This window comes from Ruegeria sp. N10 (genome assembly GCF_056531545.1).
Window position 1 is genome coordinate 32,921 of the sequence record NZ_JBQFLY010000013.1, and the last position, 11,627, is coordinate 44,547.

Here is an 11,627-nt window from a genome sequence, read left to right on the forward strand (position 1 = left end):
GATCAAAAGATTTCCAGATCGCGGTCGACCATAACCGTCACGCGGGCGCCTTGGTCGACATAGATGACGGGACCGATGGAGAGGTAGTCGCCAATCACAGAGTCCGTGGCATCGGCAAGATCATCGCTCACGTCTTCCAGCACGTCCGCGGCGGTCTCGTCCTGAACATTCGCAGCGGCGGCGCTCGGTGCGGCGGATATCAGCGAAATCAGTGCCGCCGAGCCAAAGCGTTCATCGAAGCGGGTATCCACAAAGCCGGTCACGCCGGAGCGGCCCAACTCATCACCGCCGAAGGAGCTGATCCGGATAGTTTGATTGTCAGGCAGGATGATCCGGTCCCAGGCGATCGTGACCCGGCGCTGCGCGATATCGACGCCGGAGCGATAGCGCCCGATGAGACGGGACCCGCGCGGGATCAACAGCCGCGATCCATCGAAACTGAACACGTCTTCCGAGACGACAGCCCGGGTCTGGCCGGGCAGGGAGCTGTCGAGCGCGGTTTCCATGACGGCCTGGATCATGGTGCCCTGGATGATCGTGTTGGAGGGATTGGCGATGACTTCTGCCTGTGTCACCGAAGTGGGCAGCGCGCCGTTCAGAACGAAATCCGTCACTTCACCAAAGGTTCGTTCGGTCAGCGCCGTCTCATTCGCACCGGACGTGCCGCCAAAGGCGATGGTGGGCGAGGTGATGCGGCGCTCCTGAAACGCGCGCTCCTCAGCAGCGCGGCGTTCAAGTTCCGCGAGCCGCCTTGCTTCCTCCTCGCGGCGGAGCCGTTCTTCTTCCCGCGCGCGCAACTCGTCCTCGGTGGGCCCGATGGGCGCGGGGAGGGGGCGATTGGCTTCGAGCTCAGCGAGTTCTAGGTCCATGCGGAGTTGCTCCAGCTCCCGGTCGCGCGCCGTGAGCTCATCACGAAACTGCTGTTGCGCGGATTCTGAGGCCGATTGCAGAGCCGCGATCTGCGCGGTCAGCGCATCGATTGCTTCTGCAGCAGCAGTGTCTTCCTCGACCACCGGTTCGGGCGCGTTGCGCAATTCCTCGATCTGGGCCTGAAGGGCTGCGAGCTGCGCCAGAAGCTCGGCATTCGGTTCTGCCGGTTCCGGTGCGACCAGAATGACTTCGGGCTCGGGTGGGGGAAGGGTTTCAATGGCGCCGAAGCCGTCGCCCTCGTTCTGGAACACATCCGGTGTCGCTGTGGGCAGGGCTTCTTCTTCCTCGGGTTGGGATAGGAGATAGAGCAATGATCCACCCGCCCCGATCACAAGGACAACGACCAATGCGAGCAGCGGCGAGCGTCGCGGGGCAGGGGGTGAGCTCGCGCCCTTGCCCTGTTCTAGAGCAGCGAGGCGTTTCTCGAGGTCCGCGTTTCCGGTATCGCTCATGAGCCTACCCCCGCAGGCGGTGTGGCCTCGATACAGACCACCTCTTCCCCGATCCGCAGAACCCATTGCCTGTTTACCCCCGAGACCCGGATCACGCCGTCCTCGGTGGCTTGCGTGTTGACCGTCCGTTCGCGGCCATTCGCGTAGCGAAAGATCGCAGGTACCGGTGCGTTCCGCGGGAACTCGAAATACGTGAAGGTCCCATCATCCCAGACGCGGGTCGGGGTAAAATCAGTGCGCGCGCTGGCACCGTAATTGTAGTTCGGGGCCTGGGCCGCGATGGCACGCGCGGGCCGTGCATTGTCTTCGGGGTAGCGGAACTGGACCACGTAGAAGGTCGGGCTGCGGGTCTCCTGGACGTTGAAGTAGTAGCTGCGGCGGTTGGTATAGACCGTGACATTGGTATGGACGCCGCGCGCCACAGGCTTGATCGCGAAGGCCTGGCCGCCAGGAACGCCGTCGATCTCGAAGCCTTCCGTGTCGCCCGCGATGATCGAACGGATGCTCTCGCCTTCGCCGAACTCGATGGTGGTCACATGGGTGAGCGAGACATTGAGACGATAGACTTGGCCCTCTTGGTAGGTGGCCAGCCGAACCCGATTGTCGTTGGGCCCGCCGCGCGGGATGGCTTCAGCAAGGGCGAGGCCGGGCAGCAGCACAAGCACAATTGTTACGAGGGCCTTATTAAGCAAACTAGTTCTCCAATCTGTCGGAGCGGATGGAATATTCGAGCACGGTGAAGCCGAAAGGGTTGGTCCAGACCTCGTCGATGGAGCGGCGGGTCTCGGGGCGGAACTCGAATAGTAGAGTGGCGGTGAAAAGCCCCGTTTGGACGCCATTGATGGATGTCAGGCGTTTGCGCAGGCGCACCGTGGCGCGGTTCGTACCGATCCGGTTGATGCTGAGGATTTCCACATCCAGCCGGGCATTGGGGCCATAGACCGTCGGCGGGTAATTCTCGTTGGCGCTGTTCCAGATCTGGCGCAGCCCGCTCTCGGCAGCCCCGTCCGAGCGGCGCAGGACGCTGCGGATGCGCAGATCGTTGTCGAGCTGGTTATAGACCTCCCGGTCGGTCACATAGCGGAAGACTTCCGCCTCGATGATCGCCTGGTTGGCTGTGACCGACGTCGCGCCCACCGAAGCCTCGGGGAGCGCGAAGCCGGTGGCGGGATCATAGGGCACAACCACGGGCGGCGGATCGACATCGAGAATTGCGACAGCCGCCGCACTCAGGCATCCGAGAATGCCGAAGATGAGCCCGAAGAGCCCAAGGCGCTGCCAGAGCCGTTCGCGGCGCAGGGCACCATAGACCAGCTCTTCTTCGATGATTTCCTGTTCAGTAGCCACCCCTCATTCCCTCACGATCAGTCAGCCCGCAGGTCCGGCAGGGTGAAATCCATGAAGCGCTGCTCTTCAGCGATCGTCGCGGCATCGATCACGCCGCCCGTGCCGTCGCCCACGGTTTGCACCGCCTCGAGCTGCCACATGGCGACGAGCGCGATCGCCAGTTCCGCCGTAACGCGCGTGTTGAGATCGATGCTTTCTTTGAGTTCGTCCATGTCATCGATCAGCCCGACGAGCCGGTCGACGCGTTCCAGCGACTGGCCGGCATCCTCGTAGCTGTTCTGGGCCGCCGCCGAGACCAGCGCGCCAGTCGTGGCTTGTGTGGCCACGCGATTGGCGCCCGGATTGCCGCTGGTGGCCATTTCCGAGAGGGTGTCATCGTCAAACCCGAGATCGGCCAGCACCCGGTCCATCTGGGTTTCGATCTCGCCCGCGCCGGAGCCGGACAGGCCAGAGAAATCCCCCCGCTTGATCGCTTCAATGGTGGCGAGGATGTCTCCGAATTCCTGATCGAGCAGGCCGTTCAGCTCGTCCTCCATCTCGGTGCGGATGATTTCCGGCAGTTCAGCGAGGCGGGTGAGGGCCTCGTAGGTTCGTTGCAGCTCCGCGAGTTGGTCCGTGAGCGTGGCAAGCTGTTCGCGGAGCTGCGTCAGCTGCTCGTTTTGCAGAATCTCGTCCTCAATCATCTGCCGGAGCTGCTGGATGTTTTGCGCGATGTTCTGGGTATCGACGACGGGCACGCCTTGTGCTGCGGCAGGGGGTAGGGCGCTGAACTGCAAGCCAATGCCAAGTGTCGTGGCCAAAGCTGTCCTCAAGAGCAGATGTCCCATCATTCAATCTCCCTGATCGTAAAATCCATGAACGCGCCCTCGGACAGCCGGGCGCTGGCCTGGGCCAGCTCTTCGGCGGAGAGCACGCGGGTGCGGGCGGCCTGAAGCCGGATGCGGGCGGCCACGAGACGCACGAGTTCGGCGCGGGCATAAGTGTTGAGCGCAACGCTCTCCTGCACATCCTCGGTCTCGGAAATCCGTTCGACGATATCCGCAATACGCAGGGCGGCTTGCCTGATCGCGGCGGGTGAGTTGTTGCCATAGAAGGCCGCGCCGTGCCCAGTGAGCGAGAGGTTGGCATTGGCGAGAAGCGCCGGATCGATCGTGCCAAGTGCGTCGATCCCGCCGATACGGCTCAGATAGAGATTGTAGCGCTCCGGGATAACCTGGACGTAATGTTGGGTCTCGCGGAAGGGTGGCACGCCGCCATACTCGAAAACCCGGCCGGGTCCGGCGTTATAGGCCGCGAGGGCGTTGATGATGTTGCCATCGAATGTGTTGAGCTGGGTCGCGAGATAGCGCGCGCCGCCATGCACCTGAAGATAGGGGCTGTCGTAATATTCCGGGTTGATGCCGAGATCGCTGGCGGTGCCCGGCATGATCTGGGTGAGACCATAGGCGCCTACGGGAGACCGTGCCCCAATCGTAAACCGGCTTTCCTGCCAGATCAGCGCTTGCAGCAGCGCGCGCCATTGGACGGGGGAGAGTCCTGCGCGTCCAACACCCGCAAAGCCGCTGGTCTCCTGGGCAACGCGGATGATGAGCTGCTCGATGTTCTCGGCGGCGTCGCCGAACATCTGCGCACCGCCGGGATTGGGATCGATCTCGCCCGTGCCATAGACGGCTTCTACGGCGCGGTCGGGATCGCCGCTGCCGCTTTCCAGCCTCGAGACCATAGCCGGCAAGCCCTGACCGCCGAAGCTGGTCTGGGCATCGAGGATGCGTTGCAGGGTTTCCAGCTGCTCCCGTTCGATCTCGGCGATGAGTTCGCGCACTGCCAGCTTGTCAGCCTGAACAGCCAAGTCTGCCTCGCGATCGCCGGTCTCGACGATGTCACGCGCGGTCAGCCCACTGTCATTGGTCGGCACGCCTTGAGACAAGGCGAGACCGGGCAGCAGGCAAAACGCGAGGATATGAGGCAGGCTAGACTTCAACGTCGCCCTCCCGCGCGCCGAGCGGTGCGAAGTGGCAATCCTGGGCTGTCGCTGCCGTCGAGGCGAGAAAGGAAAAGCAGTTCGCCTGCGGCTCCCGGTACTGGGTGCAGGAGGCCAGCGCGCCGAGCGCAGCCAAAGCGACAAGAATACGGATCATGAAAGCCTCCAGAAGTCTGGGCGGTCGCGGTAATCGGGGCCGACGAGCGCTTCGCCCTTTTCCATGCCGCCAAGGATGGTGAGATTGGGCCCAAGTGCGCTCAGATCGGCATCGACGACGATCGAGCCCTGATCGTCCCGGATCAGTGCGAGGCGGCTGTTGCTGCCCGTGTTGAGAAGGACGTCGAGCTCCTTCTCCGTGAGGTTCAGCATGGCGTAGTCCGCAGGCTGCGCGCGGATATTGGGCAGCAGGATCTGCGTCGGCACCGCCTCGACGATGGTCTTGCCGGTCCGGGTGCGCTCAAGCTGGCTGGCATATTGCGTCATCATCACCGCGACGGTGTTCTGCTTGCGCGCAGTCACGAGCCAGTTCGACAGCCGTTCGGCGAAATATGCGTTGTCGAGCGCCTTCCAAGCTTCGTCGATCACGATGATGGTGGGGCGGCGGTCCTCGATCTCGCGCTCGACCCGGCGGAAGAGATAGGAGAGGACCGCCATCCGTTCCTTGTCGGCCTCGCTGTCGAGAATGCCGGTCAGATCGAAGCCCACGACATCGCCCTTGAGCGAGAACGTGTCCTCGAGGCTCTGCCCGAAGATCCAGCCATAGCGGCCGTCCTCAGACCACTCGAGCAGGCGCTGGTGCAGATCGCCGCCATCATCGGTGGACACAAAAAGCGATGCGAAATCCCGCCAGTTCCGCAGGGCCGGATTGGAGGCCTGCGCGTTCTGGCGCACGACTTCCTGGATGCGGTTGGTCTGTGCCGGTGTGAGCGGCTTGTCGGCACGGTAGAGCAGGGTTGTGAGCCAATCCGAGAGCCAGGCGGTGCCGCGCGCATCCGTCTCGGTCCAGAGCGGGTTGAGGCCCGTGGGCTGGCCTGCGTTCAGGGAGGCGTAGCGCCCGCCATTGGCACGGACGGCCATCTCCATACCGAGACGGTAATCGAAGACGAAGATCCGCGCCCCTGCTCGACGGGCCTGCGTCATGAGAAAGGCCGAAAGCACCGACTTACCCGATCCGGGTCGTCCCATGATTAGCGTGTGGCCGCTGGTCGGTTCTTTCTCGGGGCTGCCTTGCTCGTGATAGGAAAATCGGTAAGCGCTCTGTTCGGGCGTGGGCAGATAGGTGATGACCTTGCCCCAGGGGGTTTTCTGAGCAGGCTTGCCGAGCTGGGTCCGATGAAACGCCGCAAAATCCGCGAAGTTGCGATTGGTGATCGCGCTGGCGCGCACGCGCTTGGGCTGGTTGCCGGGATGCTGGCTCAGGTAATGCGCCTTGGCGGCGACCCGCTCGCCAATCATCTTCACGCCCTCGGCGGCGGCGGCGTTGACGATCTCGGCGCTCAGTGTCTGCAACTCGTCCAGCGTATCGCAGAAGATCGTCACGACCATGTGGTGCTCGCCGAAGCTTTGGCGTTTGGCCTCAAGATCGTCGGCGGCGATGTCCAGCGCTTCCATGAGCGACAGGGCTGCGTCCTGTGAGGCCTGCATCTGGCGCTTTTGCCGTTTGATCCGACCCGCCATGAGGTTCGAGTTGATCGGCGTGAAGGAGTGCGTGACGATCATGTCGACAGGCAGGTTCAGCATGTCGAACATGGTGCAGGAGGTGGCCTCGGAGTATTCCCCGATGGTGAAGCTCTTGCCGTAGCGATGGCCGACGACGCCTTCGGAGAGCTTGAAGTGATCTCCTTGAAACGTCACGCGGGTATTGGCGACGTTGAAGGACAGAAAGCCGTATGTGTTGGCCGGGTAGAGCGGCAGCTCGGTGCCCGTGTTGAGCGCGCCCAAAAATCCCACCAACTCTCCCGATCCGGCTGACAGCAGGCGCGGCTTGAGCTCGGTAAGCCCCGAGAGGAAGACGTTCACGGCTTCACCGAGGCGCTGCAGGCGTTTGCGGGTCTCCTCTCTCAGCCGATCTGGCGCGCTACGGTTCAGGAAGGGCAGGACGCTTTTCGGAGGCGGGCGATGGATGACGGTGAGCGTCAGGGTTTTATCGCGCAACCCGCTGGTCTCGAGTTTCGCGCGCCAGAGCCGGTCAACTTCACCTGCAAAACTGTCCTCGCGCACAGGCTCGAGGTCCGGCGTGATCGCTTTCGAGACCTTATGGACGTAGTAACTGAACTCCGGCCCCAGCTGCGCGATGATCCGGGCAACGAGCGCGGCCACCTTGTCGAGATAGGCATCATCCGTGGTGTAGCTGTTGACGCCATCGAGCCGGATGCATTGGAAGAGCTCGTTCACCCGCGTCCGCACGGTGCGGTCGTCGACGAGGCTGACGTAAGGAAGCATATGCGCGAGGCGGGTTTCGCGCGCATACCAGTTCGGCGTCATTGTGCGGTGATCGAGGGCTTCGTCCAGAACTTCACTATGGCGCATAGCTGTCCCCGCCGTGGATAGACCGGTTCCGCGTCGGCGGTGTCTCCTGCAACGCCGTCATAATCACGTCGATGAAGCGCGGGTCCCAATCCGCGGCCTTCCAAAGCACGGGATAGAGCAGGGCGGCCACGCCCAGCACGGCGATGTGCTGGACCCAGACGAAGAGCAGCACCGAGCCAAAGAGCCAGACCATTGCGTACATGATGGGCAGGCCCAGAAGCTTGGGCGGCCGTACGAGACCCAGAAAGAGGGGCGAGCGCTCAGCCACCGGCAAAGACCGCGGCAACGATAGTGGGGGCGGCGGCAACACCGGCGATGCCAACGAGGACCCAGAGAGCCTGGCGCAGATCGATGATATTGAAGAACCAGCTGAGGAAGACGCCGAGGACTGCGAGCGTCGCGATGACGACGCCAAGCGGGCCGGTCAGCGCATCGACGATACCCTGAAGCAGGCTCTGGATCGGGGAGAGATCGATGCTTTGAGCAAGGGCCGGCTCTGCGAGGAGCAGGAACAGCGCCAGCGCCGCGACGAATAGGTTTGAAATATTTCTCATGAATTTGATCCTTCCAATCGGGCCACGACGGCCATGACACGGGCGACGTGGTTCTGGGTTTCTCTGTAGGGGGGAATGCCGCCGTACTGGCGCACTGCATCTGGGCCGGCGTTGTAGGCTGCGAGCGCGAGCCGCGGATCGCCGAACGTCTCCAGCATCATCGCAAGATAGCGGGCGGACCCGTCGAGGTTCTGCATCGGATCGCGCGGGTCAACGCCGAGGTCCCGCGCCGTCGCGGGCATCAATTGACCAAGGCCAATGGCGCCAGCGCTCGAGACCGCATCCAGTCGATAGGCGCTCTCCACCTCGATATTGGCGCGATAGAGGGTCAGCCAATCACGAACCGAGAGCTCCGTGCTCCGCAGCCCGGGATGACCGGCGTAGCGAAGGGCGGTGGCCTCAATGGCCGCCAGAACATCGGCGCGGGGCAGGGGCGCAGGCCGGGCAAGGGCTGCAAAACGCAACGCGTCAGGTTCAATAGCTGGTTCATCTTCACCGAGGATCGCCAGCTCATCAGCCGCCGAACCCTGGCCAATGCCGTCATTGTAATTGCGGGCAAAGCTGTCCTGGGAGCGGGACGGGGTCAGAGAGCCATCGCTCTCCATGACCAGTACCATCTGCGCATTGGCGGAACCCGTCAGGAACCAGAAAAGGAGAAGGCTACTTGCGGCCGCCCTTGTCGGTCGCAGCCAGCTTGTGGGTCGTCCGCTGGCCTTCTTCGAGCGGGACATCGGCGTGGGAGAAACCGATCCCGATGAGGAAGGAGACCACGCCGGTGATGGTTTTGAATTCGCGGATCTTGATGTCGTTATAGGTTGTCCGGGTGCGGGCCGTGACCAGCAGCTTTTCCACGCCCTCGTCAGAGACGACGCGCATGATCCAGACCCCATAATAGCTGGGGCCCTTCTTGTGTGCCGACTCCTGGCACAGGATTTCAGCGCTATAGCCACTTTCCACGAGTTCGCGGAAACGTGCTTCCGTAACCACATTTGGTGCTTCGATGTCCCAGTTCATGGCCCGGCTCACGCTTTCTTCAACGCGCAACGACTAGGCATTCCCACTTGAAGCCTAGAGTTACGATAGTATATTATTAACCGCAAGATATAATGCGGAAGATACGGCTGTATCTCGGTTACTCAAACTCTAGGCACGGCCATTGGCGTCTATCAAGGAAAATAGGGGTTTTAGAAACCTGTGGTTGAGCCGATGGGTGAAGATGCAGGCTATGGCCTTGCTGATGCTCGTTCCGGTCGCAAGCCAAGCCGGATCCTGTCTCGCCCCGATCCGGCCTTTCGTACTAAGCGATTCGCAGGCCGCCCGGGATTTTGCCGACTTCATCCGGCGGGACTTTGAGGTCTACATCACGGACGTCCAGGACTACTTTCGCTGCCTTGAACAGGAGCGCGCGCGTGCTTTCGAGGAAGCCCGTGAAGTCAGTCTGGACTACGGTCGGTTTCTGGAACTGGTGGGGGATTGATGGGCCACTGGGCATGCACCAGACGTGCACCCCTTGGAAACCAGACGCCGATAACACCCTCAAATATCTACTTTTTAGATAACAGATTTCATCCGCTAGCGACGTCACAAAAGGTATGTGACGCGTGGCGAAAACAATCAGAACAAATGGCCAGTTGGCGCTCGTCCGTGCGTTGGTCGATGCACGCCAGAATGCGGGTCTCAGCCAGCAGCAGTTGGCGGCGAAGCTCAAACGCCACCAGTCATTTGTGGCACGTCTCGAAAGCGGCGAGCGTCGTATCGACGTCGTGGAGTTTACAGTTCTGGCGAGGGTCATTGGCTTTGACAAAAATGAAGTCCTGTCGATTGTCGAAGCCGCCACGGAGCCCGACCACAAGATTTGAAAACAAAGAAATTTTGGGGCGTGCCGCATTGGACGTCCCCATGTGAAGTGAGCTCCTTCAAGGAAGAGTAGTCAGCAAACATCCACCAATTGCGTCATGCTGTGCAGGCTAGGCCTGGAAACACGATGCCGCGGTTGCAGCGCCAGAGTGCAGGAAGTCAGTAAACAGTGGACGATGATAAAGGTGAAGGCGTCGCGATCGCCAATCTGATTGGGACCAATGGGTGCAGCATCGTTGGTTGAGTTTATCGCTGGAGTACGAGTGAGCTTGCGGTGATGTGGGACGACTGCGGGCCTAAGCCGGTGTCGGAAATCCGGCCGGATCTCACTGCGGAACAGAAACAGGAAATCGACTTCGATGCGCTCACGCGGATCGAAAGAGACGAGGACGGGTGAGGTGAGGACCCGCAATGTTTGCCGAAATGCCAATTTGCTTGTGGACCGCGACGGGTACGCGGTGCCGTCGTACAAGTCAAAGAAGCCGAGTTCCGTGGCAAGTCAATGCGGTGGCAGGTCAGTAGTTCACCTGCTCAAAGCCGTAGTTGCCCTCGTAGTCGCGCCAATCGACGAAGACGGATCGATGATAGATACCGGGGCAATTCTGGCCCCATCGTTCGAGACCGACATGGTCGGCTGGTAGGGCGGCTATGGAAGACCTCTGCCAGGCGAAGTCACCTTGCGTCCCATATGTGCCGAGGACCACGGTGGCGCTACGGTTGCAGTCGCCGTCACGTCCGGATTCGTGCTGTCGCGCATACCGGACATCGAAGACTCGGATTGATCGTACGAAGTTGAACTCAGGTCCGCTGATATCGATGTCCGCGCGATCTTGAACGAGCAGGAGGGCCCAGTCGGCTGGAACGAGATCGTAGAATGGCGAGGATTGGAGCGGTCGACGGTTGTCGGGCCGGTACAAAACTTCAAAGATGCGCCCAGCGTTGTTTGATGGCCGATCGCGCTCGTAGGAGGCACCCATGGGACAGCGCCAGATTTGCAGCGGCGGTTCCACCGGCCAGGGCGTAATCCGCCGGATGAATTCGGCGCGGGCCCGGGCGCAAGGGACGGAAGCGGGCCAGCCACCAGACAGACACAAGAGGATCGCGCAATCGATCGGGTATGTCTGCGCACGCGCAGGTATCGGCAGCGAAATACCTGTCACGGTCAAAGCGACTGCGACCGAGGGCAGGAGCTTCTTGAGTAGATGGCGCATGCTGCGGAACCTCCGTGAGAGGAGTTCAGCATACTTACGATAATATACTAGCGCAACACTAAGTATAAATACGCATAATGAAGTTTATGTAAAAAATTGGAAGTATCAGCCAGCTTTCCTTGGCTTTCAGAAAATCCTGACTTGGGTACCCACTTCTGCGAGAGCAAATAGTTCAGCAATGTGCTCGTTGTACAGCCCAATACAGCCGTTTGATGACTGGCGCCCGATCTTGCGCGTGTCACCGGTTCCGTGCACCCTGTAGTACTGCCATGACAGATAAAGTGCGTGTGTTCCTAGCGGGTTGTCAGGGCCCGGCGGCCAATAGTCAGGCCATTCGGGGTTACGCTCTTTCATTGATGGAGTGGGCCGCCAACTCGGCCCCTCCACCTTCCTTATAACCTCTGTATATCCTCGGCGGGTCAACTCTTCCGAGGCAGGGACACTCGACGGATAGAGTTTGTAGACACTTTCGTCTTCCGACCAATACTGGACTGCACGCGAGTCGATGTCGCACAAAATTGCACCGTGCCGAAGGTTATCGAAGTGATCTTGCCAGGGATCTGCACTGAAAGACGAAATATTTCTGCGTACCGCCGAGGGCTCCTGCTCCTGAGCACGGAGAAGGGAAGGTGCTGCCAGAAGTCCGATCATAGTTGTCGAAACGAACTGGCGTCTTGTTTTCAGTGTTTTTGTCATATGCCTCGCCTCACTCTTTTGTTGGCTGACGGATACGATCTCTAGTAGCTAGAGGTTCAACTGAAAAACG

At 61.0% G+C, this 11,627-nt stretch carries 15 protein-coding genes; 2 read left to right on the forward strand and 13 right to left on the reverse strand.

What is annotated here, in order from left to right:
- Positions 1–2: 2 nt before the first annotated feature.
- From ACR0JI_RS16170 to ACR0JI_RS16220, 11 genes are read right to left on the reverse strand one after another with little or no spacing between them, the layout of a single operon-like run.
- A complete protein-coding gene (locus tag ACR0JI_RS16170) occupies positions 3–1,382 on the reverse strand; it encodes a TraB/TrbI/VirB10 family type IV secretion system protein (protein ID WP_480495374.1) in 1,380 nt (459 codons plus the stop codon).
- A complete protein-coding gene (locus ACR0JI_RS16175) occupies positions 1,379–2,074 on the reverse strand; it encodes a TrbG/VirB9 family P-type conjugative transfer protein (protein ID WP_093994458.1) in 696 nt (231 codons plus the stop codon). The genes ACR0JI_RS16170 and ACR0JI_RS16175 overlap by 4 nt, the downstream gene beginning before the upstream one ends.
- Position 2,075: 1 nt before the next feature.
- Positions 2,076–2,729 carry a VirB8 family type IV secretion system protein gene (locus tag ACR0JI_RS16180; protein ID WP_480495372.1) on the reverse strand — a complete coding sequence of 218 codons (654 nt, stop codon included), beginning with the start codon at positions 2,727–2,729 and terminating at the stop codon, positions 2,076–2,078.
- Between the two features lie 17 nt (positions 2,730–2,746).
- Positions 2,747–3,556, reverse strand: a complete 810-nt coding sequence (locus tag ACR0JI_RS16185; RefSeq protein WP_093994461.1) for a type IV secretion system protein — start codon at positions 3,554–3,556, stop codon at positions 2,747–2,749.
- Entirely contained in the window at positions 3,556–4,710 is a 1,155-nt protein-coding gene (locus tag ACR0JI_RS16190; protein ID WP_211096263.1) for a lytic transglycosylase domain-containing protein, read from the reverse strand. The genes ACR0JI_RS16185 and ACR0JI_RS16190 overlap by 1 nt, the downstream gene beginning before the upstream one ends.
- Positions 4,700–4,867, reverse strand: coding sequence for a hypothetical protein (locus ACR0JI_RS16195; protein WP_168770641.1), 168 nt, complete (start codon positions 4,865–4,867; stop codon positions 4,700–4,702). Before ACR0JI_RS16195 ends, ACR0JI_RS16190 begins: the two co-directional genes overlap by 11 nt.
- Positions 4,864–7,239 (reverse strand): VirB4 family type IV secretion/conjugal transfer ATPase, encoded by a 2,376-nt coding sequence (locus tag ACR0JI_RS16200; protein WP_480495369.1) that lies wholly within the window; start codon positions 7,237–7,239, stop codon positions 4,864–4,866. The genes ACR0JI_RS16195 and ACR0JI_RS16200 overlap by 4 nt, the downstream gene beginning before the upstream one ends.
- Positions 7,229–7,507, reverse strand: coding sequence for a VirB3 family type IV secretion system protein (locus ACR0JI_RS16205; RefSeq protein ID WP_093994521.1), 279 nt, complete (start codon positions 7,505–7,507; stop codon positions 7,229–7,231). The genes ACR0JI_RS16200 and ACR0JI_RS16205 overlap by 11 nt, the downstream gene beginning before the upstream one ends.
- Positions 7,500–7,793, reverse strand: coding sequence for a TrbC/VirB2 family protein (locus ACR0JI_RS16210; protein ID WP_480495367.1), 294 nt, complete (start codon positions 7,791–7,793; stop codon positions 7,500–7,502). The genes ACR0JI_RS16205 and ACR0JI_RS16210 overlap by 8 nt, the downstream gene beginning before the upstream one ends.
- On the reverse strand, positions 7,790–8,410 hold the full coding sequence (locus tag ACR0JI_RS16215) for a lytic transglycosylase domain-containing protein (RefSeq protein ID WP_480495365.1): 621 nt from the start codon (positions 8,408–8,410) through the stop codon (positions 7,790–7,792). Before ACR0JI_RS16215 ends, ACR0JI_RS16210 begins: the two co-directional genes overlap by 4 nt.
- Before the next feature lie 43 nt (positions 8,411–8,453).
- Positions 8,454–8,807: a hypothetical protein gene (locus ACR0JI_RS16220; RefSeq protein WP_093993890.1), complete on the reverse strand. Its 354-nt coding sequence runs from the start codon at positions 8,805–8,807 to the stop codon at positions 8,454–8,456.
- A gap of 202 nt (positions 8,808–9,009) precedes the next feature.
- On the opposite strand from ACR0JI_RS16220, the gene ACR0JI_RS16225 reads away from it, so the two are divergent.
- Together ACR0JI_RS16225 and ACR0JI_RS16230 are read left to right on the forward strand one after the other, a co-directional pair.
- Positions 9,010–9,270 (forward strand): hypothetical protein, encoded by a 261-nt coding sequence (locus tag ACR0JI_RS16225; RefSeq protein ID WP_093993891.1) that lies wholly within the window; start codon positions 9,010–9,012, stop codon positions 9,268–9,270.
- Positions 9,271–9,394: 124 nt separating this feature from the next.
- The gene (locus ACR0JI_RS16230; protein ID WP_068241761.1) at positions 9,395–9,652 is read left to right on the forward strand and encodes a helix-turn-helix domain-containing protein; all 258 of its coding nucleotides are present in this window, start codon (positions 9,395–9,397) and stop codon (positions 9,650–9,652) included.
- A gap of 513 nt (positions 9,653–10,165) precedes the next feature.
- Here ACR0JI_RS16230 and ACR0JI_RS16235 read toward each other — a convergent pair.
- Together ACR0JI_RS16235 and ACR0JI_RS16240 are read right to left on the reverse strand one after the other, a co-directional pair.
- Positions 10,166–10,861, reverse strand: coding sequence for a hypothetical protein (locus ACR0JI_RS16235; protein ID WP_480495362.1), 696 nt, complete (start codon positions 10,859–10,861; stop codon positions 10,166–10,168).
- 126 nt (positions 10,862–10,987) lie between these two features.
- A complete protein-coding gene (locus ACR0JI_RS16240; protein ID WP_480495458.1) occupies positions 10,988–11,512 on the reverse strand; it encodes a L,D-transpeptidase in 525 nt (174 codons plus the stop codon).
- Between the last annotated feature and the right edge of the window lie 115 nt (positions 11,513–11,627).